General features: G+C 44.7%; 23 protein-coding genes. 6 read left to right on the top strand and 17 right to left on the bottom strand.

Features of this window, described 5'->3' with window-relative positions; all coding sequences use genetic code 11:
• Positions 1-4 precede the first annotated feature (4 nt).
• Both glnD and AACQ21_RS06120 read left to right on the top strand, forming a co-directional pair.
• Positions 5-2,629, top strand: a complete 2,625-nt coding sequence (glnD, locus tag AACQ21_RS06125; protein ID WP_105977246.1) for a bifunctional uridylyltransferase/uridylyl-removing protein GlnD — start codon at positions 5-7, stop codon at positions 2,627-2,629.
• A gap of 128 nt (positions 2,630-2,757) precedes the next feature.
• A complete protein-coding gene (locus tag AACQ21_RS06120) occupies positions 2,758-3,141 on the top strand; it encodes a DUF3461 family protein (protein WP_105977245.1) in 384 nt (127 codons plus the stop codon).
• A gap of 144 nt (positions 3,142-3,285) precedes the next feature.
• Here the strand turns inward: AACQ21_RS06120 and pgpA are convergent, their stop codons facing one another.
• The 14 genes from pgpA to AACQ21_RS06050 all read right to left on the bottom strand — a co-directional run bounded on the left by pgpA (position 3,286) and on the right by AACQ21_RS06050 (position 15,722).
• Entirely contained in the window at positions 3,286-3,789 is a 504-nt protein-coding gene (gene pgpA / locus AACQ21_RS06115; protein ID WP_105977244.1) for a phosphatidylglycerophosphatase A, read from the bottom strand.
• On the bottom strand, positions 3,786-4,760 hold the full coding sequence (gene thiL, locus AACQ21_RS06110) for a thiamine-phosphate kinase (protein ID WP_171817126.1): 975 nt from the start codon (positions 4,758-4,760) through the stop codon (positions 3,786-3,788). Before thiL ends, pgpA begins: the two co-directional genes overlap by 4 nt.
• 123 nt (positions 4,761-4,883) lie before the next feature.
• Positions 4,884-5,351 carry a transcription antitermination factor NusB gene (gene nusB, locus AACQ21_RS06105; RefSeq protein WP_013856197.1) on the bottom strand — a complete coding sequence of 156 codons (468 nt, stop codon included), beginning with the start codon at positions 5,349-5,351 and terminating at the stop codon, positions 4,884-4,886.
• Complete coding sequence (gene ribH / locus AACQ21_RS06100; protein ID WP_026027639.1) at positions 5,351-5,821, bottom strand: 6,7-dimethyl-8-ribityllumazine synthase; 471 nt, start codon at positions 5,819-5,821, stop codon at positions 5,351-5,353. The genes nusB and ribH overlap by 1 nt, the downstream gene beginning before the upstream one ends.
• A 208-nt stretch (positions 5,822-6,029) precedes the next feature.
• Entirely contained in the window at positions 6,030-7,139 is a 1,110-nt protein-coding gene (gene ribBA, locus AACQ21_RS06095; protein ID WP_105977243.1) for a bifunctional 3,4-dihydroxy-2-butanone-4-phosphate synthase/GTP cyclohydrolase II, read from the bottom strand.
• An 88-nt stretch (positions 7,140-7,227) separates the two neighbouring features.
• Positions 7,228-7,884, bottom strand: coding sequence for a riboflavin synthase (locus AACQ21_RS06090; protein WP_010320134.1), 657 nt, complete (start codon positions 7,882-7,884; stop codon positions 7,228-7,230).
• A 1-nt stretch (position 7,885) separates the two neighbouring features.
• Complete coding sequence (gene ribD / locus AACQ21_RS06085; protein WP_017047324.1) at positions 7,886-8,983, bottom strand: bifunctional diaminohydroxyphosphoribosylaminopyrimidine deaminase/5-amino-6-(5-phosphoribosylamino)uracil reductase RibD; 1,098 nt, start codon at positions 8,981-8,983, stop codon at positions 7,886-7,888.
• 6 nt (positions 8,984-8,989) lie between these two features.
• On the bottom strand, positions 8,990-9,439 hold the full coding sequence (gene nrdR, locus AACQ21_RS06080) for a transcriptional regulator NrdR (RefSeq protein WP_010320136.1): 450 nt from the start codon (positions 9,437-9,439) through the stop codon (positions 8,990-8,992).
• Positions 9,440-9,570: 131 nt separating this feature from the next.
• Positions 9,571-10,821 carry a glutamate-5-semialdehyde dehydrogenase gene (locus AACQ21_RS06075; protein WP_105977242.1) on the bottom strand — a complete coding sequence of 417 codons (1,251 nt, stop codon included), beginning with the start codon at positions 10,819-10,821 and terminating at the stop codon, positions 9,571-9,573.
• Between the two features lie 13 nt (positions 10,822-10,834).
• On the bottom strand, positions 10,835-11,974 hold the full coding sequence (proB, locus tag AACQ21_RS06070) for a glutamate 5-kinase (RefSeq protein WP_038148735.1): 1,140 nt from the start codon (positions 11,972-11,974) through the stop codon (positions 10,835-10,837).
• A 122-nt stretch (positions 11,975-12,096) separates the two neighbouring features.
• On the bottom strand, positions 12,097-12,486 hold the full coding sequence (gene crl / locus AACQ21_RS06065) for a sigma factor-binding protein Crl (protein WP_026028531.1): 390 nt from the start codon (positions 12,484-12,486) through the stop codon (positions 12,097-12,099).
• Between the two features lie 100 nt (positions 12,487-12,586).
• Entirely contained in the window at positions 12,587-13,834 is a 1,248-nt protein-coding gene (gene frsA / locus AACQ21_RS06060; RefSeq protein ID WP_105977241.1) for an esterase FrsA, read from the bottom strand.
• 88 nt (positions 13,835-13,922) lie between these two features.
• On the bottom strand, positions 13,923-14,387 hold the full coding sequence (gene tet(34), locus AACQ21_RS06055; protein WP_010320141.1) for an oxytetracycline resistance phosphoribosyltransferase domain-containing protein Tet(34): 465 nt from the start codon (positions 14,385-14,387) through the stop codon (positions 13,923-13,925).
• Between the two features lie 39 nt (positions 14,388-14,426).
• Positions 14,427-15,722, bottom strand: coding sequence for an NCS2 family permease (locus AACQ21_RS06050; protein ID WP_019282317.1), 1,296 nt, complete (start codon positions 15,720-15,722; stop codon positions 14,427-14,429).
• Between the two features lie 886 nt (positions 15,723-16,608).
• Between AACQ21_RS06050 and AACQ21_RS06045 the strand changes: the two genes are divergently transcribed.
• From AACQ21_RS06045 to AACQ21_RS06030, 4 genes are all read left to right on the top strand, one after another.
• The gene (locus AACQ21_RS06045) at positions 16,609-18,081 is read left to right on the top strand and encodes an aminoacyl-histidine dipeptidase (RefSeq protein ID WP_064625822.1); all 1,473 of its coding nucleotides are present in this window, start codon (positions 16,609-16,611) and stop codon (positions 18,079-18,081) included.
• 295 nt (positions 18,082-18,376) lie between these two features.
• The gene (locus AACQ21_RS06040) at positions 18,377-18,817 is read left to right on the top strand and encodes an ATP-dependent zinc protease family protein (RefSeq protein WP_105977240.1); all 441 of its coding nucleotides are present in this window, start codon (positions 18,377-18,379) and stop codon (positions 18,815-18,817) included.
• On the top strand, positions 18,817-19,722 hold the full coding sequence (gene rimK, locus AACQ21_RS06035) for a 30S ribosomal protein S6--L-glutamate ligase (protein WP_010320145.1): 906 nt from the start codon (positions 18,817-18,819) through the stop codon (positions 19,720-19,722). Before AACQ21_RS06040 ends, rimK begins: the two co-directional genes overlap by 1 nt.
• Positions 19,682-20,779 carry a succinylglutamate desuccinylase/aspartoacylase family protein gene (locus tag AACQ21_RS06030; RefSeq protein ID WP_088718002.1) on the top strand — a complete coding sequence of 366 codons (1,098 nt, stop codon included), beginning with the start codon at positions 19,682-19,684 and terminating at the stop codon, positions 20,777-20,779. The genes rimK and AACQ21_RS06030 overlap by 41 nt, the downstream gene beginning before the upstream one ends.
• Before the next feature lie 106 nt (positions 20,780-20,885).
• On the opposite strand, the gene AACQ21_RS06025 is transcribed toward AACQ21_RS06030, so the two are convergent.
• From AACQ21_RS06025 to AACQ21_RS06015, 3 genes are all read right to left on the bottom strand, one after another.
• Entirely contained in the window at positions 20,886-22,241 is a 1,356-nt protein-coding gene (locus AACQ21_RS06025) for a sodium-dependent transporter (protein ID WP_105977266.1), read from the bottom strand.
• Between the two features lie 126 nt (positions 22,242-22,367).
• A complete protein-coding gene (locus AACQ21_RS06020) occupies positions 22,368-23,924 on the bottom strand; it encodes a diguanylate cyclase (protein WP_181185571.1) in 1,557 nt (518 codons plus the stop codon).
• A 65-nt stretch (positions 23,925-23,989) separates the two neighbouring features.
• Positions 23,990-24,733 (bottom strand): YggN family protein, encoded by a 744-nt coding sequence (locus AACQ21_RS06015; protein WP_017049722.1) that lies wholly within the window; start codon positions 24,731-24,733, stop codon positions 23,990-23,992.
• Positions 24,734-24,741 lie beyond the last annotated feature (8 nt).

Raw genomic sequence — 24,741 nt, 5'->3', positions numbered from 1 at the left:
CGTTATGCCTTTTCAGTCTCCCCTCACCTTTACTGACGCACAACTCACTATCGGCGAGCTTAAACAACAACTTGAACAGTTCACTCAGTATCAGAAACATCAATTTTTGCACCACCATCCGGTCAACGACCTGGTATTAGGCCGCTCTGAATATATGGACCAACTGCTCTACAGATTATGGGAACATTATTCATTTTCGCAGGTTCCAGACATCAGTTTAGTGGCCGTCGGAGGCTATGGCCGCGGTGAACTTCATCCCCTTTCGGATATCGATATTCTGGTCGTCTCCAATCATACTTTACCCGCTGAACTCGGCAGTAAAATTAGCGAATTCATTACCTTGTTGTGGGATTTGCGTTTAGAAGTGGGCCATGCCGTGCGTACCGTGCAGCAGTGCGCTGAAATTGGCCGTGAAGATTTAACCGTCGCGACAAACTTACAAGAAGCTCGGCTATTATGTGGTAGCGAAGAGACATTTTATAAACTCAAGATGTTGATTCATTCCGAATCGTTTTGGCCAAGCGAAACCTTTTACCGCGCCAAAATTCAAGAGCAGCGCGACCGACACGCTCGTTACCATGACACCACTTATAACCTTGAACCCGATATCAAATCGACTCCTGGAGGCTTAAGGGACATTCATACTTTAAGCTGGGTGGCTAGACGCCACTTTGGTGCAACATCACTGCTTGAAATGAGTCGTTTTGGTTTTTTAACTGATGCTGAATATCGTGAGCTAGTAGAGTGCCAAGACTTTTTATGGCGCGTGCGCTTTGCGCTGCACATTGAATTAAAACGCTATGACAATCGGCTTATTTTTGCTCATCAAGCTCAAGTGGCAGAACATCTGGGCTTTACTGGTGAAGGGAATCGCGCAGTCGAGATGATGATGAAAGAGTTCTACCGTACGCTACGTCGTGTTGCGGAACTCAACAAAATGCTCCTGCGTCTGTTTGATCAAGCCATACTCAATAACGGCGAAGAAGCCGTGGCAGAAATTTTAGATGATGATTTTCAACGTCGTGGCAACTTAATAGAAGCTCGTAAACCCGCGCTTTTCCAAGCTCGCCCTGAAACGATCTTAGATATGTTTATTCATATCGCCAATGATTCCAGCATTGAAAGCGTCGCGCCCACAACCATGCGCCAGTTGCGTACAGCCAGAAGGAGGCTCAATAAATTCCTGCACACCATTCCCGAAGCGCGTGAGAAATTCATGGCATTGGTACGTCACCCTAACGCACTACATCGTGCGTTCAGCCTGATGCATAAATTAGGCGTGCTCGCCGCTTATCTTCCCCAATGGAGCCAAATTGTTGGACAAATGCAGTTCGACCTATTCCATGTTTATACGGTCGATGAACACAGCATTCGTCTTCTCAAACACATCAATACCTTTAGCTACGCACAAAATCACGATAAACACCCCATCTGTTGCGAAGTCTACCCACGTCTCCAGAAAAAGGAGATGCTGATTCTGGCCGCTATTTTTCACGACATTGCCAAAGGGCGCGGCGGCGATCACTCTGAAATCGGTGCGGTAGAAGCCTATGATTTTTGTATTGAACACGGTTTATCAAAACCTGAAGCAAAATTAGTCTCTTGGCTGGTACAAAACCACCTCTTGATGTCGGTAACGGCGCAAAGACGCGACATTTACGACCCAGATGTCATTACCGAATTTGCCAAGAAAGTGCGCGATGAAGAGTATCTCGAACATCTTGTTTGCCTGACTGTCGCGGACATCTGCGCTACTAACCCTGAGCTTTGGAACAGTTGGAAACGCACCTTGCTGGCAGAGCTATATCACTCAACACAGCGGGCACTTAGGCGTGGGCTTGAAAACCCGGTAGATGTGCGCGATCGCATTCGCCACAACCAACAAATGGCATCCGCATTGCTTCGTAAAGAAGGCTACAGCGCACGCGAAATTGAAGTGCTTTGGCAGCGCTTTAAAGCCGATTACTTTTTGCGTCACACTCACAAGCAGATCGCTTGGCATTGTGAGCACCTACTCAAACATAGCGACCCAAGCCAACCGCTGATCCTAATGAGCAAAAAAGCCACTCGTGGCGGCACTGAATTGTTTGTTTACACTAAAGATCAACCCGCCCTCTTTGCGACTGTGGTTGCTGAACTGGACCGTCGAAATCTCAATGTTCATGATGCGCAGATCATGTCGAGTAAAGATGGCTACGTCCTTGATACCTTCATGGTACTGGATCAAAACGGCCATGCAATTGACGAAGAGTGTCACCCATCGTTGATCAAACACCTACTCAGTGGGCTAGAAACGGGTTGGCAGAACAAACTGAAATTGCGCCGCACGCCACGTAACTTGCAACATTTTAAAGTCAAAACTAAAGTCGATTTTTTACCCACCAAAAGCAATAAACGAACCTTAATGGAATTAGTCGCACTTGATACTCCGGGACTGCTGGCAACGGTCGGAGCCACATTTGCTGACTTAAACATTAACCTGCATGGTGCAAAAATCACCACCATTGGCGAACGAGCAGAAGATTTGTTTATTCTCACCGGTTCGCAAGGCGGAAAATTGAGTGAAGAAGAAGAGTGCACGTTACGTAACATGCTGATTAAAAATGTTTCTGAACTCGCGCCAAATTAAACGGAAAAGGAAAGCGATCTGGTCCACAACTTGAACCATTGATATCACGATGAACTATCTCGGGCGAGCATGGACTGCTACATTGAAATGGTTCATTGATGTGTCACAAAATACAATAGAGGTTGCCTATGTATCCCTACCTCACCGGTTTAGGCATTCAAGATCCTAAACAGATTGAGCGCTATTCACTTCGTCAAGAAGCCCATAAAGATGTGTTGAAGATTTACTTTCATAAGCAGAAAGGCGAGCTGTTCGCTAAAAGCGTGAAATTTAAATACCCTCGACAAGTAAAAAATGTATTGGTCGATAGCGGCAGCCATCAATACAAAGAGGTGACGGAGATCAACCGTAATTTAACCTTGGTGATTGATGAACTAAATAAAATCACTAAGCCGGTTCCTATGGGTGATCTCGATCTGAAGCAAAAAATATTGACTGACTTGCGCCATTTGGAAAAAGTGGTCACGAGCAAAATCGCTGAAATTGAAGCTGACTTAGAGAAGCTAAAATAGTCTCAAGACGGTAAAGTAACTTTAGATACCCAGAACATCGAATAACCCTGTTTCAGATAACTCTTCACTGACAAAAAAGGTTCCCAAAGGAACCTTTTTTATTACTAAGTATAAGCCGTCAATCAATATTGAACGCTGACCATGTTATAACCAACCCGCCCAAAAGCCGACCCAATACAGCGCAATCGCGGATACAACACCTGCCACGATATCATCGAGCATAATCCCCAAACCACCATGCACTCGTTTATCTAACCAACTGATCGGCCACGGTTTGAGCATATCGAAAAAGCGAAACAGCACGAATCCAGCCACCAGCCATTTCCAATCTAAACTAGGCAGTTCAAGCACTGGCACGACTAGCATTGTTATCCAAAAACCGGCAAATTCATCCCACACAATCGAACCGTGGTCATGCACTTTCATGTCGTCAGAAGTCACTTGGCAAATTTTCACGCCCACCAAGCAAGCCAGCACAACCACGGCACAATACACTGTGATAGGTAGCTGTACTAACAGCAAATAAAAAGGCACTGAGGCAAACGTTCCCATTGTGCCGGGCACGATAGGCGATAGGCCACTGCCAAAACCCGTGGCCAAAAGATGCCAAGGGTTCTTTAATGAGATTAATGCGATAGGGTTTGTCATCCGTTCACCTTAAAATGATCATAGCCGCTTAACTGCCAATTGAGTTTTTTTCCTTGATGCTGGAGCTCAAAAATACCCTGCGGGCGAATTTGGCCAATGCAACTCACCTTGCAACCGCAATGAGCAAGCGCACTTTCGATGGAACCTCGGTTATGCTCTGGAACAGTGAAACACAACTCATACTCTTCACCGCTGGTTAGTGCATATTGCTGGGCTATTTTTCTTTCGCCCACAAACTGCAACAGCTCTTGCGAAATAGGCAACGCACCGACATCTAAACTCACCCCAACATTTGAACGATGCAAAATATGCTTGAGATCAGACACCAAACCATCGGAAATATCAATTGCAGAAGAAGCCAAATGAAGCAATGCTTGGCCAGCAAGAATTCTTGGCGTTGAGAGATAGTGACGCTTTTCAAGCTCTTGGGCAAAAGGTTTATGGCGTAAGCTTGGGTCAAGAACCACATCGAGCCCAGCTTGGCTATCACCGAGTTCACCAGTGACGTAAACCCAATCTCCCACTTTGGCTCCACTGCGCAGCAGCGCCAATTCTTGTGGCACAAAACCTTGTACTGTCAAGGTAATGCTCAGTGGTCCTTTGGTTGTATCTCCACCAATTAGCTGAATATTGTAGTAATTCGCAAGTTCGAAAAAAGCATCACAAAAGGGTTTTAGCCATGCTTCATCGACACTGGGTAGAGTGAGTGCGAGCGATACCCAAGCAGGCGTTGCCCCCATCGCAGCCAAATCACTGATGTTAGATGACAATGCTTTATGAGCCACCCAAGCCGGATTCGCATCGGTTAAAAAATGAGTACCTGCGACTAAGGTGTCGGTACTGATGGCGATCCGAACATTTTCTGGTGCTTTGACCAATGCACAATCATCTCCTAGAGCAAGAGAGACATCTTTACGTTGTGACTGACGGTTAGAGAAATAGGTATCGATTAAATTGAATTCACCGAACATAAAAAATTCCCTGCCCTGAGTTTTTATTATGTACATCATTTCTCATCGCTTAGGGCTTTCGCGGAGAAAGATCCGTCATAAAAAAGGTCAGCGAATGCTGACCTTTTATTTTAAAACGACTTATTATTTTTTGCGTACATGTGGGGCGGCTTTATCAAGCACGCCATTCACAAACTTATGGCTATCTTCAGCAGCAAATACTTTTGCTAACTCAATCGCCTCATTGATGACCACTTTATATGGCACATCATCGCGACGAGTCATTTCGTACATGGCTAAACGAAGTAACGCCAATTCCATCATGTCTAAGTCTTGCATTGGACGAGACACGAAAGGACGCAATTTGCTATCTAGCTCTGTGTGGCTTAGCACTACACCCGTGAGTAGATCACGGAAATATGCAACGTCGGTTTCTGGAGCCGCTAACGCTGGCTCAGCAGCATGATGCTCTTCTTCATCATACTTACCACCCGAGAGGAATTGCTCTTCGATAGTGGCAACATTTTCTTTTGTAATTTGCCAAGAATAAATTGCTTGTAGCGCAAATTGACGTGCATTACGACGTGCGGCTGGTTTCACACTGGCCCCCATTAGGAATCGATTTCTGAAAGAACGTTAATCATCTCAAGCGCGCTTAGTGCAGCTTCTGCACCTTTGTTACCAGCCTTGGTTCCCGCGCGTTCAATGGCTTGATCGATGGTATCAACAGTTAGAACACCAAATGCCACTGGAAGGCTGTATTCCAGAGACACTTGCGCCAAACCTTTATTGCATTCACTGCACACATAATCAAAGTGTGGCGTACCGCCACGAATCACAGTGCCAAGAGACACGATAGCGTCGTATTTACCCGTTTTTGCTACGCGTTGAGCAGTAAGAGGTAATTCGACAGCACCAGGGCAGCGAACAACAGTAATATTGTCATCGCTAACTTGTCCGTGACGCTTTAAAGTATCGATTGCACCAGAAAGCAGGCTTTCGTTAATAAAACTGTTGAAACGAGAAATAACGATAGCAATTTTTGCATTTGGTGCGGGGAAACCACCCTCGATCACTTTCATAAGCCTTCCTTTAACTATATACACAAGTGAGAATCGCCGGATTCTAGCACAATTTTGTGAGCAATATCTAATGGAAATTCGGCTTAGACGGCAAACCAAGCGGCTAATCAGCAAAATAATAAAGGAAGCGTTGGGCTTCCTTTATTGGTTTTATTACGGTGTATTTTTAAATGTGACGTTAGGTTCTAAGCGCTAAAACGAGATGACGTTATTGGCAAACATACTCAGTCACATTCAAGCCGAAACCGCCTAAAGCGTGATACTTTTTATTGGCTGAAGAGAGTAAACGCATATCACGAACACCTAAATCCGCCAGAATTTGTGAACCAATCCCCACACGGCGTGAAGTACCTTGTTTTTTCGCTAAAGTAGGCGCTTGGCCTTTGTCTTGTTGCTCAAACATTTTAACGCGATGGATCAATAAGTCGCTCGACTCTTCATTACCTAAAATGACCAATACGCCGCCCTCTTGGCCGATACGCTGCATCGCTTTATCTAAAGTCCAACTGCGTTCAGCATTGCGATCACTGCGCAGCAAATCGGTAAAGGTATCGTACAAATGAACTCGCACCAATGGCGCTTGACCATCCAATGTTCCTTTTTGCAATGCGTAGTGGATCTGATTATCAATCACGTCGCGGTAAGTGATCAGTTCAAATTCACCGTATTCTGTCGGCAACTTGCACTGTGCAACACGCTCAATGGTCGTTTCTGTGTTATTACGATATTCAATCAGATCAGCAATCGTACCGAGTTTTAAACCATGTTGCTCGGCAAACACTTCAAGATCAGGGCGACGCGCCATGGTGCCATCATCATTTAAAATTTCGACGATCACAGACGCGGGCTCTAATCCCGCAAGGCGCGCTAAATCACAACCGGCTTCCGTGTGTCCAGCGCGAGTTAAAACGCCCCCCTCTTGCGCAGCCAGTGGAAAAATGTGCCCAGGTTGCACTAAGTCTGAAGCTTTGGCATCTTTCGCCACCGCAGCTTGTACCGTCACGGCGCGATCGGCCGCTGAAATGCCGGTGGTTACGCCTTCAGCCGCTTCAATCGAGACGGTAAAATTGGTGGTGTATTGAGCATTATTATCCTGCACCATAGGAGCCAAGCCTAAACGCTGACAACGAGCTTTAGTCATGGTTAAGCAGATCAGGCCACGACCAAATTTAGCCATAAAATTAATCGCTTCAGGAGTAACGTGCTCGGCGGCCATGATCAAGTCACCTTCGTTCTCACGATCTTCGTCATCCATTAAGATGACCATTTTCCCAAGGCGAATATCTTCAATGATCTCTTGCGGGGTACTTATTGGCATACTCTATTTTCCTATCGCTGAACTATTTTCCGCACAGTCCCTGACTTAGATTTATCCACGACCGTGGAGGCATGGGACAATACGCGGTTTACGCAAAACCATTTTGTTGTAAAAATGCTAAGCTAATTTTCGACTCTGGTGTCTCTTCATCTTGCTGGTTTTGCAGCAAACGCTCCATATAACGCGCGAGCACATCCACTTCCAAATTCACTTTACGCCCAACATGAAATGCATCAATGGTCGTTTCGGCAGAAGTGTGAGGCACTATGGTCAGCTTAAAGGCATTCTTTCTTAAATCATTCACAGTGAGGCTGATACCATCTACTGTAATTGAGCCTTTTTCAGCCACGTATTTATTCAATGCCGGTGGGATCGCTACCCAAAACTCTATCGAACGACCAACAGGATTACGTTCAATGATTTCACCAACACCGTCAACGTGCCCAGAAACAATGTGTCCACCAAAACGAGTGGTGGGCAACATGGCTTTTTCTAGGTTGACCTTGTCACCAACTTGATAGTGAGCAAACCCGGTTTTGTTGAGCGTTTCTAGTGAGAGATCCGCTGTATATTGAGTGCTGTTATAATCTACCACGGTCAAACAGACACCATTTGTGGCAATACTGTCACCAAGTTTGACATCGCTCATATCAAGATGACCGACTTTCACGGTCACACTGATGTCTTCACCTTTGGGTGTAATCGCGGCAAGTGTACCTACCGCCTCGATAATTCCTGTAAACATGCTATTTATCTTTTATTTTAGGTACGGCAATGATCCGAATATCCGGCCCAACTTGTCGTACATCTTTGATGATTAACTCTAGCGTATCCGCCATGGAAGATAGCCCCAAAGCACCAAATAGCCCCCGACCATCACTACCCATGATTTTAGGCGCTAAGTACAAAATGATCTCATCGACCAATTGGGCTTGGATCAGTGAACGAGCCAGTGTGGCACCAGCTTCTACCCAGAGATGATTCATTTGTGACTGCTCAGCTAAATAAGCTAAGGTATCCGCTAACTCAAATTGTGTCTGGTTGCTATTGAGCAATGACGTATGTTCAGTGCCAAGCACCAATACTTCACCGGAATGTTGATACAGCTTTAGACCATCATGGAGTTGGTTTTGCCTGTCAAGAATGACTCGCACTGGTTGGCGTAACTGATGTTGTGGGTAGTTCACTTGCACTGATGGAGGCAGTTCATCCCAACGCACAGTCAATGAAGCATCATCTTCAATCACTGTTTTGCTGGTCGATAAAATCCCACCCGCTTTGGCGCGAAATTTTTGCACATCTCGCCGCGCGGCCGCTGAAGTGATCCATTGACTCTGACCATTATTGAGTGCTGTTTGTCCATCAAGACTTGCGGCCATTTTCAATTGGACAAAGGGCATCCCACTTGTCATGCGTTTAATAAAACCCGGATTGAGCGCGATGGCATCCGCTTCTAACAAACCGACTTCGACTTCAATCCCAGCGTCACGCAGCATTTGAATACCACGCCCAGCGACTTGAGGATTCGGATCTTGCATTGCGCAAATCACTTTCGCCACTTTGGCGTTAATCAAGCCTTCAGCGCAAGGCGGTGTACGGCCATGATGCGAGCAAGGCTCTAAAGTGACATAAGCGGTAGCGCCTTGCGCTTGCTCGTTTGCCATGCGTAAGGCGTGTACTTCGGCATGCGGCTCACCAGCACGAACATGAAAACCTTCACCAACAATCTGCTCTCCTTGAGTGATCACGCAGCCGACATTGGGGTTAGGTTGAGTGGTAAAAACGCCACCTTTAGCAAGCTCAATGGCTCGCGACATCATTTGATAATCAAAAGGAGTAAACATAAGCGATTAATCTTCCAGCTTCGCGATTTCTTCACCAAACTCACGAATATCTTCAAAACTACGATACACGGAGGCAAAGCGGATGTAAGCGACTTTATCGAGTACTTTGAGCTGCTCCATCACCAAGTTACCAATCATTTTACTTGGAACTTCTCGCTCACCAGTGGCTCGCAACTGAGATTTAATCATACTGATTGCAAGCTCAATCGCATCGGCGCTGACTGGTCGTTTTTCTAATGCTCGCTGTATACCACCGACCATTTTATCTTCGTTAAACGGTTCACGATTTCCATTTGATTTGATGACTCTTGGCATCAAGAGCTCGGCCGATTCAAACGTGGTAAAACGTTCATTACATGCCAAACATTGACGGCGACGGCGCACTTGATGGCCATCTGCGACAAGACGAGAATCAATCACTTTGGTGTCGTTCTCTGAACAAAAAGGACAATGCATATCACCTCCATAGCAATGAGCATCAGTGTACCGGAATTAGTACGCAAGTTGAACGCAAAAGGGGCATCAGCCCCTTTTCAATCTCTATTTTGTTAACAACCACACTTTGCGTTATCCATAACGAAAAGAACTTAACGACGTGATAAGTAATTGGCTTTGCCAACCCACTTGTAACTGGTCAACTCTTCTAAGCCCATCGGCCCGCGAGCGTGCAATTTTTGGGTCGAAACGGCCACTTCAGCGCCTAAACCAAATTGAGCTCCATCGGTAAAACGCGTCGAAGCATTGACATACACTGCAGCAGAGCCCGCTGAATTAATAAACAGCTCTGCATTAAATAGGTCATTTGTCATGATCGCATCCGAATGGCTTGCATTGTGTTCACGCATATGTTCAATCGCTTGCTGCACGTCATTGACCACTTTGACGCCCAAAGTGTAACTTAGCCATTCGGTGTCAAAATCGCCTTCAACAGCCTCTCTCAACTGTTTCGCATGGCTCATGCAGGCTTGGGCTTTTGGCTCAACAACGAAGCTCACTTGCTCATTAAGTCGTAGCACCAGTTTTGCCAAAAATTCACTCGCAATCGCTTGATGAACCAGCAAAGTATCCAGTGCGTTGCACGCAGAAGGGCGCTGAATTTTAGCGTTTTCAATTACCTCGACTGATTTGTCTAGATCCGCCGATTGGTCAACAAAAATATGGCTAATGCCAAAACCACCAATAATCACCGGAATCGTGCTGTTTTCTTTGCACATTTTATGTAGGCTAGCGCCGCCGCGCGGAATGATCATATCAACATATTCATCCAGCTTGAGCAGCTGTGAAACCAGTTCGCGATCCGGTTTTTCAATATACTGCACCGCAGCCGCTGGTAGTTGTGCTTTTTCTAGCGCCGATTGAATAACGTTGACTAGCGCCATATTGGAGAAAAAGGTCTCTTTCCCTCCCCGTAAAATACTGGCGTTACCCGTTTTTAAACACAATGCCGCAATATCAATGGTTACATTCGGACGCGCTTCATAAATAACGCCTACCACACCTAACGGTACTCGGCGGCGAGACAATGACAATCCGTTTTCAAGCACTCGGCTATCGATTTCACTACCGACAGGGTCATTGAGATTAATCACATTACGCACGTCATTAGCAATGGCTTGCAGGCGCGATTCATTGAGCAATAGGCGATCAAGCATGGCATCGTTCAACCCGGCTTGGCGGGCCAGTTCGATATCTTGAGCATTCGCTTTTAAAATCGCGGCGCTCTGCGCCTCCAGTTCATCGGCAATGATCGCTAATGCATTGTTTTTTTGTGTCGTTGAAACGGTAGCGAGCTGGAAAGCGGCCTGTTTGGCGGCTTTACCCATTATGGTTAAATCCACTTTCTTTTCCTTACTATTCTTGGATCACAACAAGATCATCGCGATGAATGACTTCTGAGCCATAATCGTAACCTAAAATGCCTCCGATATCTTTGCTGTGTTTGCCCGCGATTTTGGCTAAGTCTTGGCTGGAATAAGCGGCGATGCCACGGGCAATTAATACGCCTTGTTTATCGGTTACTCGCGCCACTTCACCACGTGCAAAAGTACCACTGACATTCACTACCCCTTTCGCTAATAAGCTACTGCCATTCGCGACTACAGCGTTGACGGCTCCGCCATCAATGACAATGTCACCAGAAGCGGCAGGACCCGCTAAAATCCAGCGTTTGCGGTTTTCTAACGCTTCGGTACATGGCAAGAAACGGGTGCCTTGTGGCGCATCACTTAAAGAGTCAAAAATAACGTTGCTGGCACGCCCTGCGGCGATAATGACTTCAATCCCTGCACGGCGAGCAATATCAGCGGCCTGAAGCTTAGTTGCCATACCTCCGGTGCCAAGCGTGGTACCACTACCCCCAGCGATTTTACGCAAGGTATCATCAATGGTTTTGACTTCTTTAATCAGTTCAGCGTTAGGATCTTTACGCGGGTCTGCGGTGAAGAGCCCTTTTTGATCAGTGAGCAGCAATAGTTTATCGGCACCACATAAGATACCAACCAAGGCTGACAAATTGTCGTTGTCGCCCACTTTGATTTCACTGGTTGCCACTGCATCGTTTTCGTTGACCACAGGAATAATATCGTGTTCGACCAGAGCATTAATGGTGTCTCGTGCATTCAAAAAACGCTCACGGTCTTCCAGATCGGCACGAGTCAGCAACATTTGACCGATTTTAATCCCGTAAATAGCAAAAAGAGATTCCCATGCTTGAATCAATTGACTCTGCCCAACCGCAGCAAGCAACTGTTTGCTAGCCATTGCGTTGGGGAGTGCGGGATAACCTAAGTGTTCTCGACCAGCGGCAATTGCGCCCGACGATACAATCACCACTGAGTGGCCTTGCTTTTTCAGTTCAGCACATTGACGGACAAGCTCAACCATATGAGCTCTATCTAACGCCAAAGTACCACCGGTTAATACACTGGTTCCTAGCTTCACAACGATTGTTTGAAGTTGCACCGCTTTTCCGCTTTGTTGATTCGTTGTCATGATTTCTTCTGAAATGGAAAACACATAAGAGCTGATGTTTTAGCAATCAAAGCAATAATTCACAAGTAGAAAAGGTGCTAAAAAGCACCTTTTTCATCACGAGGGCAAGGGGATAACGAAAATCAGACGAATTCAGCGGAATCTTGTGCAATCTCAACACTCAATTCAAAGCGCTCATAGAGACTCGCTACCAGTTTGGCATGAAACTCTTCTTGGGTACGTTTGACTTCAGAAAATACGGATTTAGGAATCGCGTCGGCATCCCACGTGCCAGCTAAGTTGTAACGTCCTGTATGATACTTAGCCTCAAACCCTGATTCTTTCTTAGTAAGTTCCAGCCACCAGCCCCAAAACTCTCGTTTTTCTGGGGATTTTTTGTCATTAACGCAAGACGCAAGGCAATCAAATAAGTAGTGATCCTCACGACATTGGCCTTCTCGTAAATAAGGTCCAATAGCTTTTAAAGCAGACAATAAGCGATAATGAGTCGGGGTGTGGGTCATTTCTGACATATTGACTCTCCATTTCAATGTTAAGAACGATCATTATTTTTATTAATCATATGCTTGTTACCGCATACCAATATCATGCTTAACTAATTTAGTAGAAAAGTCACCTAAATAGCTCATCTTCTAACCACTTTATCGCTAAATCGAGGGATTGCTCATATCCTTGTGTAATTGTTTTGCTTTTTATCTGTTTCGCTTTGCCGTATTCACTAAAAATTGCAACTAATTGATTATCTGAATAGGGTGAAATGGGATCACCTTCTAATCCTAAAGCCAAAATCGGAACTTTAGTTCGCCTACTGGTTAAAAAGCCTTGCACTTTCAGTGACCACGCTCGCATCAACCCAGCAAGGCTATTAATATCCACCACGTCTTTACCTAAACGAGACGCCAGCACATCAATATACATTTTGGGCATTTTTTTCAATTTTTCTGGCGAAGCTAAAATATCGTGGATAGGTGCACCTAATGAAACACAAGCCTTAATTTTATCTTGCTCTAGAAAAGAGAGCCTGATCATGGAGTTACCACCAAATCGAAATCCAACAAGCCCCACTTTTCGATGATCAACCCAAGGCAAGCTTTCCAGTTCATTGAGTACGGCTTGATGCAGACATGAAGAATCTTCAGTTAAGGGCCAATGGGAGCTATGACCTACGGAGGGCATATCAATGGTTAACATCGCAATATCTCTAGGCGCGAGATAATCTCTAAACAAACGCCACATATCCGTCTGCAAACTGTCTAAACCGGCACTAACCAAAACGACCGGATGAGGCCTATCGGTATTGGGCAAATGCAAATTAGCGACTATTTTTTTGTTCTTATAGGGTACTTCAACTTGCTTAATCACATAACGAGTCAATTTGGCCGCTTCGTTATAAGCGCTGTTTGACAGTATCTGCGCCTGCAAGGATAAATTATCATTTTTTAGATGCGGATAACCAGCAATGCTAAAGCAGAGCGACGCGGAAAAAAGTTCATTGGCCGCCTCTTCGTCTTGCTTGTCATTAGCGCGCTTTTGGTGACGCATACCCAGCTTAGTCCACTCGTATGCCCAGTTACCACTGTGATAGCCCATAACCGTATCTAACCAATCCGCTTCGGTTCGCGAATGTTTCGAAGAGGCAATGCGGGCGAGAACTTCTTCTTGCTCTACAGGATCAACACCTTGCCATATCCACTGTAACCGCCTGAGATTTCGATACCAAACGTACCCTTCTTGTTGTTTTTTAAGATCCAAAATTTCTTGGCTACTTGGCATATAGCGAATTAATGCCGAGGTTTCTTGAGCTTGCTTGTGTTTCTGGAACAAGGTTTCAGAAAGATTTTGGCTGTTAGATTCAGACATAAGTCGATTCAATTGAGAGCGGTGCTCTAATAGTAATAAAAAAAATGGCCCGATAAAGGGCCATTTTCAAATAAACGCAAGAAAAGCATTACTTTTGTTTACGGTTAATCGGTTCTGCGTATTGAATCGTCATATCCCATGGCTGCTCAATCCACGTATCTTGAGCAATATCCACAACATAATCATCTAACAAGCTTACGCCAGAAGGCTTCGCACACACCGCAATCAATTTCGCTTTAGGATACATTTCACGTAGCTTACGTGCGGTATCACCACTATCGACCAAATCTTCAACAATTAAGAAACCTTCGCCGTCACCTTCAGGTGCTTTGATCACTGTCATGTCACGCTGGTGATCATGATCGTAACTTGAAATGCAAATCGTATCGACATGGCGAATACCTAATTCACGCGCCAATATGGCACCTGGAACCAGACCACCACGGCTCACCGCCCAAATACCTTTCCATTGCTCTGCAGGCATCTGTTTTTCTGCCAATTGACGACAGTAAGTCTGCATGTTGTCCCAAGTGATAACGAATTTATTGCTCATTGTTGTAAACCTAATTATTTAAATAATCTGTGTCGTTCATTACATTGCAGAGGCGATATACTTAAAGATGAAGATGGCTGACATCACCCACACACTCATCGATACACTGCGCCCTTTGCCACTAAATAGTTTGATAGCCGCATAAGCAATGAAACCAAGAGAAATACCTTCTGCGATAGAGAATGTCAGCGGCATTAATAAACAGGTAACGACGACAGGAGCCGCTTCTGTTAAATCGCGCCAATCAATACTGACCAAACCAGAAAGCATCAAAATTGCCACGTAAAATAATGCACCAGACGTAGCGTACGCAGGGATCATTCCAGCTAATGGCGAGAAGAATAATGCAAGTAAGAACAAAATGCCAACAACGACTGCAGTCAGCCCTGTGCGCCCGCCAGCAGCAACACCCGCCACACTTTCAATGTAAGAGGTTGTGTTTGATGTACCTAGCAGGGCACCGACTGACGTAGCAGTAGAATCGGCAAGCAATGCTTTATTTAGACGTGGGATTTTACCATCTTTGCCAATCAAATCTGCCTTTTGCGCCACACCAACTAAGGTGCCAGCCGTGTCAAATAGATCGACAAACAGAAACGCAAATACCACTGAAATCATACCCACTTCAAAAATGGCGGAGAAATCAAGCTGCAAAAAAGTTGGCGCAATACTTGGTGGTGCCGACATAATGCCATGCCACTGAACGTCACCAAACACTAAACCAAGGCCAGTAACCGCAAGAATCGCGATCATTACGGCACCCTTTAAACCACGATGAACCAAAGCAATCGTCAGGAAGAAACCTATCGCACCGAGTACAGCAGGAAGAGAAGTAATTGCGCCGACAGAAACCAAAGTTGCAGGGTTATCAACTACAATGCCTGCATTTTTCAGGGCAATAAAGGCAAGAAAAAGTCCAATACCGGCCGAGATCCCCGTTCGTAATGACATCGGAATCGAACCGATGATCCACTCACGGATTTTAAAGATACTAAGAAAAATGAACAGCACACCAGAAACGAATACCGCTGCCAGCGCAACTTGCCATGTATATCCCATGCCGAGCACAACGGCGTAAGTAAAAAATGCGTTTAACCCCATACCCGGAGCCTGCGCAATTGGGTAGTTGGCAACAAAGCCCATGATGAAACAGCCAATAGCCGCCGCAAGACACGTAGCAACAAATACTGCACCACGGTCCATGCCGGCATCCGCTAAGATCGCAGGGTTAACAAAGATAATGTATGCCATCGTGAGAAATGTCGTTATTCCTGCGATAACCTCAGTGCGCACGTTTGTGCCATATTCACTAAGTTTAAATAGCCTTTCGAGCATGATCGAGTCCTATAAGGGTAAAAAGTAAACGGTTGCGTAATCGATTGGCTGTGGATTATAGAGAGATCAGATCACAAATTCCAGATAGAATTAAGGCTGTAATATGCTTTTATTAATGGCTTATGAACCTAGTCGCGCTTCATTTCTTCAAAAAGAAAAAGCGGATTTCCATATCGTATTGCCATTGAGCCGTAAAGGAAGTGCTGAACATTGAGATAAAAAAACGCCACCTCATCTGAGGTGGCGGCGAATCATTTTAGCCAAACTGACTACAAAAAAATTCCAATATCTAGGGGGTGAACATACAGTTCAAATAACATGCTTAAAGTCTTAATAACCAAAGCTTGTTGGGTAAGCAAAGTTGCCAGTGTAAACAGACTTGTTTGTCCAGAACATTGCTGATGGTAAACCTTTCATAACTATCACCTTATAAAATCAATTGAACATAAATTTGATTTCTCGGTTCCATGGAGGCGATAAACGGACTCATCCTTTGAGCATTTTTTCTTCGCTTTCGAAGTTGGTTACAAATATACCACCAAGAAATTAAATTACAATATTTAGCGTGATAAAAATCACATAATTTTATTTTAATGATCTACATCAACAGATTTAAGTAATTAAATTACACAAATATCAGCAAAAAATGATTATTAGGCGGTAAGGGGAAGAATCTCATCGCCGATTGTGTCATCTCTTCTATACGCTACAGTCGATTTAATGTGACACCAATAAAACAATTCTCAAGCGGTGAGGCTACTCGCTGATTGTCGAGAGTGGTATGCTGTCCACCACTACAAGTCATGCTCAGATCTAGTCGATATCGCTACCAAAGAAACATTTCGCCTGTTCATGATCTGGCAAGCTCGAATAAAAGGAGTATTCCGTGTCTGAGTTCTATTCTGAAATCAGTAAATTGTCATCGGCACCCGTATGGCAATTTTTCGATAAAATCTGTTCCATTCCTCACCCGTCTAAGCATGAAGAAGCCTTAGCCCAACACATCATCCAGTGGGCGACAGAGCAGGGTTTAGCGGTACGCCGAGATCCAACCGGCAACGTTTTCATAAAAAAACCAGCGACAGCTGGCATGGAACATAAGAAAGGTGTGGTTCTACAAGCTCATATTGATATGGTGCCGCAAAAAAACGAAGACACGCAGCACGACTTTGCTAAGGACCCTATCCAACCGTATATCGATGGCGAATGGGTAACGGCCAAAGGAACCACTTTAGGTGCCGATAACGGCATGGGTATGGCAGCATGTTTGGCTGTTCTTGCGTCAAAAGAGCTCAAGCACGGTCCTATTGAGGTGTTACTGACGATTGATGAAGAAGCGGGTATGACTGGTGCTTTCGGCCTTGAAGCGGGTTGGTTAGAAGGAGAGATCCTACTCAATACTGATTCAGAACAAGAGGGCGAAGTATATATGGGCTGTGCTGGTGGTATTGATGGCGCAATGACTTTTAATATCCAACGACAAGCCATGCCTGCTGGTTACGTAACACATCAATTGATTTTGAAAGGGTTAAAAGGAGGTCACTCTGGATGTGACGTCCATACTGGCCGTGGGAATGCTAACAAGCTACTGGCTCGCTTTCTTGCTAGTCACGCACAAGAACTTGATTTACGTTTGATCGAGTTTCGCGGTGGTAGCCTACGTAACGCCATTCCTCGAGAAGCGTTTGTCACCGTGGCCATTCCTGCCGAAAATGGGGTAAAACTGGATGAGCTATTTAGCTCCTATACCCAGCTAGTGAAAGAAGAGCTTGGACGCGTCGAAACAGGGATCGTCACTTTCAACAACCCGCAAGAAAATGCAGAAAATGTCTTCGCTCTTGTTGATCAACAACGTTTTATTGCCGCATTAAACGCGTGTCCAAACGGTGTGATCCGGATGAGCGATGAAATTGAAGGCGTGGTTGAAACCTCATTGAATGTCGGTGTTATTACTACACAAGAAAACTCTGTGACTGTGTTATGCCTTATTCGTTCTCTGATAGATTCAGGTCGCCAACAGGTTGAAAGCATGCTCAAATCCGTTGCTGAGCTAGCGAATGCGGAAATTGCCTTTACTGGTGCTTATCCGGGCTGGAAACCAGATGCCGATTCAGAGATCATGGCTATTTTCAGAGACATGTACCAAGGTATTTACGGTCATAAACCGAATATCATGGTGATCCATGCTGGCCTAGAATGTGGTCTTTTCAAAAAACCTTACCCAGAAATGGATATGGTTTCGTTTGGCCCAACCATTAAATTCCCTCACTCACCGGATGAGAAAGTGAAGATCGACACAGTCGACCTTTTCTGGGAGCAAATGGTTGCCCTACTAGAGCATATTCCAGCGAAAGTTTAACCCACTCTGATGTCGAATTCTTCAACCAGCGTGTAATAGCAAGTTGATGAATATCTTGCTTTGGCAGCGGAATTCGGCATCAATCCTTACCTCTTTTTCTATCAATTAATTTTATCGATAAGGCAAATTAATTTCATTAGCGCACATTTTTTGTGACTGCTAGAGTTCGCCCCCTTGAAGTTCCTAGAGTTATTCACCACACTCTCTTCAAGCGATAACACCATTTAAAAGTTGTATCGGGGATGCGGCTACTCCTTAGCGGCGTCTTACATTCTCCAAAAATATTGAAACTGCGATGAAAGAAAAAATGATTGTCGGATGGCGAGAAACTCTCAGCCTTCCAGGGTTAGGTATTGAGCAAATTAATGCCAAAGTCGATACCGGAGCCCGCACGTCGTGCTTACACGCATTTAAGGTAGAGAGCTTCATCAAGGAAGAGACTCTTTGGGTTCGCTTTTGGATCCACCCTGTGCAGCGCAATAATGACAAGGTCACAGTGTGCGAAGCTAAAGTCATTGATGAACGAATCGTCCGTGATTCCGGTGGCCATGAAGAGTCACGTTACGTTATTCAATCAGACGTCAGTTTGGGCGGCCAAACTTGGTCCATTGAAATAACGTTAACCAATCGCGAAAATATGGGTTTTCGTATGCTATTAGGTCGCACCGCAATGCACCGTCGAATTTTAGTTAATCCAACTAAATCATTTTTAATCGCTTTCGAGGAGAGCAAATAATGAAAATTGGTATTCTGTCACGTAATGCTTCGTTGTATTCAACCAAGCGTCTGATTGAAGCGTGTAAAAGCCGTGGCCACCAAGTCAAAGTGATTGATGGGCTGCGTTGCTATATGAATATCAATTCTGAAAAACCCGAAATTCACTTTAAAGGTGAAGAGTTAGCGGGTTTTGATGCAGTCATTCCTCGTATTGGTGCATCCGTTACGTTTTACGGTACTGCGGTATTACGCCAATTTGAAATGATGGGGGTTTATCCCGTCAATGAATCTGTGGCTATTAGCCGTTCCAGAGATAAACTTCGCTCAATGCAGCTATTGTCTCGTCGCGGCATTGGTATGCCAATTACTGGTTTCGCCAGCAAACCCGATGATGTCAAAGACTTACTCGACATGGTCGGAGGAGCACCGGTAGTAATTAAATTACTTGAAGGAACTCAAGGCATCGGTGTAGTGTTAGCGGAAACACGCAAAGCAGCAGAAAGTGTGATCGAAGCGTTCATGGGCCTGAAAGCCAATATCATGGTGCAAGAGTACATCAAAGAGGCCGGTGGTGCCGATATTCGCTGTTTCGTTATTGGCGACAAAGTTATCGCAGCCATGAAACGGCAAGGTGCCGATGGTGAGTTTCGCTCTAACCTACACCGCGGCGGAACGGCCTCTTTGGTAAAAATCACCCCTCTAGAACGTAAGACGGCTATCGATGCGGCGAAGATTATGGGTCTCAATGTTGCGGGTGTGGATCTTTTGCGATCGGAACGTGGCCCATTAGTGATGGAAGTCAATTCATCGCCAGGTCTTGAAGGTATTGAAGCCGCTACTGGTAAAGATATCGCCGGGTTGATTGTCGAATTTATTGAAAAAAATGCGGCAACGAAAGGGACAAAAACACGTGGCAAAGGTTAGGAAAAACACAGCATTTCATTTCCTGGGGGATTCAGTTCCCCCAGGAACGCGCAAGGCAATGGAGCTAGAAGCGGCTAAGCTTTATACACACTCGCCACTCTCTATCCCTATCGAAATCATTAATGGAATATCCACTGGCCCAACCTTAATGGTCAATGCCGCCATCCATGGTGATGAACTGAACGGCGTTGAAATAGTCCGTCAACTGATCAACTCCATCGACCCGCAAAAACTAAAAGGGACACTGATTGTTGTCCCCATCGTCAATGCCTTTGGCTTTATTCATAAATCTCGCTACCTTCCTGATCGACGCGATCTCAATCGCTGCTTCCCTGGAAGTGAAACTGGCTCCCTCGCCTCTCGCATTGCACATACTTTTTTTTCCCAAGTCGCTTTACGTTGTGATTACATCATTGACCTGCATACTGGTGCTATTCATCGCACGAATTTGCCACAAATCCGCGCCGATCTCACTAATCCTGAAACCTTACGTATTGCCCAAGCATTTGCAACCCCAGTGATCATCGACTCTCCACTGCGTAATGGCTCGCTCAGAAGTGAAGCGGAGAAATCAGGCATCACAGTATTAACTTATGAAGCAGGTGAAGCGCTAAAATTTGAACCTATTGCCATCAATGCGGGTATTGTCGGTGTGAAACGCACCATGCAAGCCATTGGTATGATGCGCAAAAGTCGTAAGGCCGTACCGACATCGATCATCGCAAAATCAACCAGTTGGCTCAGAGCCGAAAGCGATGGCATCTTGCGCACTGTGGTGACGCTTGGTGACAAAGTCGAAAAAGGACAAGTGCTTGCCTATATCAACTCACCGCTTGGTCATGTCGAAGTCGAATTAAGAGCCAATAAGGGTGGTATTGTGATTGGCCAACAAACTCTGCCTCTTGTTAATGAAGGAGATGCCGTATTCCATCTCGCCTACTTCTCGCAAAGCGATGAGATGGTTGAGCAAGTCGTGGGCGATTTTATTGAAGAGGTCGCAGACAGCGATTTAGAACCTCTGACCACGGGACACTTGATGCCACCGTCGATGGTCTAAATAGTCGATAACTCTAAACAATAGAGACACATAAGTTCAATAATAAAGCCCTTATTCAAAGGGCTTTATGCTGTTTAAGTGTGGGTGGGAGGAAGAAAGTAATTCATTAACCGAACGAAGCCCAAATCACAGTAGCCACTAATACAGGGCAGACAAATTTCACGTACCAAGGCCAGATTTTACCAAACCAACCCAATTGGAACTCAGGGAAACCTTGTTCTAACTCTTTGACTTTCGCGTGACGACGCCATACCCAACCGCCAAATAGGCAGAACATCAGCGCTGCTGTCGGCTGCAAATATTGCGTCGCAACCGTTGCCACTAAGCCAAATAGCGCACCAAAATTATAAACAATAACGACACTGACTAGCGCAATTAACGCGCCTAATACCCAGCTTGTTGGTGCGCGTTTCGTATTAAAACGCTCGCTGACTAAGGCTACAGGGCATTCCAGCATAGAGATAGAAGAGGTTAACGCGGCGATCGTCAGTAAAGTGAAAAATACGATAGCAAACACCTGCCCCATCCAACCAAGGCTATCAAACATCAATGGCAACACGGTAAAAACGAGCGTATCTGAATTTAGTAAAGAACCGTCAGCGGCATAGATTTCCACACCTTTATGCATCGCAACAAACATCGCAGGCAACACAACAAGGCCAGCAATGAAAGCCACGGCGGTATCAACTAAAGTCACATTTAGTGCCATCTTCGGCATGTTTTCTTGCTTACTCAGATAAGATCCGTAAATCAGCATCGAGCAGCCACCAATGGTTAATGAGAAGAAACCTTGCCCCATTGCCGCCAGTAAGAGATGTCTGTCAAACACCTTTGAAAAATCAGGGACTAAATAGTGTTGTAAACCTTCCATAGCTCCTGTTTGCATCATGATGTAAACAAACAGCACACCAAACAGTACAAACAATGCAGGCATTAAACGCGTTGACCATTTTTCAATCCCGTCTTTAACACCACCTTGCACGATTAGAATCGTCAAAATATAAAACACTAAGGTTCCGAATAAGTTACGCTCAACACTAAACCCTTTCAACCAAGCTGTGATTTCCACAAAACCCAATAACTCTGTCATCGCACCGAATAAAAAGCAGATTAGCCAGCCCCCGACGATGCTGTAAAACGCCAGTACCGCACTCGGAACACTCAAACCAATCCAACCGACAAAGCCACCGACCATTTTACCTAGTCGATGAGGCGTTAATGAGCGCATGCTATCAACAGGGTTTGCTTGCCCAAAACGGCCTATCGCCATTTCAACCACTAACATAGGGAAGGCAACGACCATGATCATCACCAAATAAACCAACAAGAATGCGCCGCCGCCGTTGCTTGCCACTTGGGTTGGAAAGCCCCAGATATTACCTAGGCCAACTGCCGCACCCGCCGCCGCAAGAATAAAACCAAGACGTGAACCAAAATGTTCACGAGAATCAGGCTGTGTCATACCACTCACACAAATATCAATAGACTAGTTAGCTAGTACGGTAATACAGGCAATCAAATAGAGCAATTACACTGCTTATTAATTAAACAAGCATTGCAAAAATAAACAGAATTTACTGCGTAAAGATTATTGAACAGGCAATGTTAACGGGAGATTAGAGGTGAATTTTTGCACGAGATAACGACCTCTTCCTTGTGCTTTGACTGCATAAAGTGCTCTATCAGCCACATGAAAGAAATCTAGATAGTGATTCAACTGTGGGGTATCAATTTCAACCCCGCCAACGCTGATTGAAAGCGTCTTCTTAGCCAGGGAAAATTGGTGGGTAATGCGCAGCGATTCAACCGATTCGATCAGTCGTTTAGCATAAGCTTGACCATCAATTTCGATGTCGCTCGCCAAAACTACACAAAACTCTTCTCCACCAAAGCGAGTAACCAGTTTTTCACCGCCAAAATCCAATTTTTTTAAGCTGGTCGCAACAGATTTCAATGCTTCATCACCCTCTAAGTGGCCGTAGTGATCATTGAACAATTTAAAATAGTCAATATCGATCAAAAACAATACGATATATCTAAATTGATAGTCAACGATATAGCTTTTAAAGACCTTTTCTAAACGACGGCGGTTCGCAATACGTGTGAGTGGATCGTGCTCTGATTGCCATTTTAGTTCACGCCGACTGGTTTCCAGCTCCCATACTATTTGGTTCATCGTACGAGAAAACTCTTTCATTTCCTTCGATATGAAGGATCGCTCACTAGGCATCTTTCCACCCGATGCTTTAAATTGATCCAGTACTTGATTGGCATCATTGATTGGCTTGACTACTTTATTCGCTACAACTAAGTTCAAGAAAAACATTAGGATAGAGAATGAAGCAAGCCCAGACAGTTCCTGCCATTGAATAAACGGTGGGACTTTAACGGTATGACTAACTTTAATCAACACAGTAAGACGATTGCGATAATCAAGCATTTCAAGGTAAGAGATATTATCTTCATGTGGCGCGGCAACGGTTTGATCATTAAGACTTTTGATCAGCATCACTTCCACATTCACCCCAGTTGCAATCACAAGCTCATTGATAAACTGTCCACTGATCCTTTTTAAAAAAAGTAAATAACCTTTGTCGCACTCCTTTGCGTCACTATTACAAACCCGAGAGGTTGCAACGATAAAAGGTTTGTCGTCTATCACGATAAAACTGAGATTCGGTTTGATGAAATCTTTTGGTGCTTTCATCGCGTCCGCTAAAATATCACCAAAATTATATCGAATCGCATCATAACTGGCTTCATGGCCAGTCTCATAGTCGTAGCGCTGGCCCCAAACTAATTGCACATCTGGATTAAAAATAAAAATACCGTCTAATGACTTGGATTCAAAGGTGTGAGTACCAATACTGTCGCGAATAAAATCATCATTAGGCTTAGCAATAAAATCGGCCATTTCATTCCATGCGGCATAATCAGCCAACGATGCCCCCATGTCCGTTTTTTGCATATTAAGAACAGTTCGAACTCGGTTAACCTCACCTCGTTGCAAGGAAAGAGCATCTTCAACGGCGCGATCATAAGACCACATAAACTTAAATAGCAGATAACACAAAATAAACAGCACAACGAAGGCTGTTGAAACTAATGCTGTTAACTGTCTCAAGCTAAAATTATTAAACAACATCCATACCAGTAAATTAACCTAACATCATAGACACAAATAAAGAGCACCGAATGTGCTCTTTAAGTTTAGATGGTAAAAACTTGATAATCTTTTAATACTGGTATTTTTTGGTGCAGTTGTTGTTCCTGCTCAACCATATCATTAAGAGACTCACAAAAATCACGACTCTCTTTTTGAATTGTGGCGGCGTTTTCTTGAATTCGCTCGGCTAACTTAACTTTTAAGTCCGCCATGGTATCGGTCAATTTTGTGATGTTTAAGCCACCCTCTTCTCTCATTTTCAGTGAAAGGGCATCGAAGGCGCCGGATATAAACTCTTTGTTAAATAAAGCTTTCGCTTTTTCAAAATCATCGGCCCAAGTTTGCGTCATTGATTCAAAAGTCTGCGCAGGGAGAACCAGCTCACCATCTTTGTAATAACGAGATTCAATATTGGCAAAAAAAGTGGCTATGGATTGCTTGGCGCTATCGAAGGCGTTGGGAGATTCAATACTTTTCGCAACATCATCCAAAATATCATTCGCCAACGCTAAGCCATCACTCGCCATCTGTTTTACTTTAGGCAATGAAGCATTCATGCTTTCTCTATACTGCTCAAGGGCCGTTTTCTGCTCACTGTCGAGTTCCATCTTTTCACCACGGATATAGAGATTATTCTGTTTATCTATCAAAACAGTGTCGGTGCTCGTTTTAAGAATTTCAACCTTATCACCATCAAGGTGAACTTCATGGTTCACATCAACTCGGCACTGCGCTGCCCACAAAGGGGAGCTCAACAACATTAAAGTGACTAACACTACTTTTTTCATTGTTTTCT

Origin of the sequence: Vibrio sp. V01_P9A10T6, from assembly GCF_963877065.1 — a bacterium.
Classification (GTDB): Bacteria; Pseudomonadota; Gammaproteobacteria; order Enterobacterales; family Vibrionaceae; genus Vibrio; species Vibrio anguillarum.
Note: the sequence above shows the minus strand (reverse complement) of the source record. Positions and strands in the feature narration are given on the sequence as shown.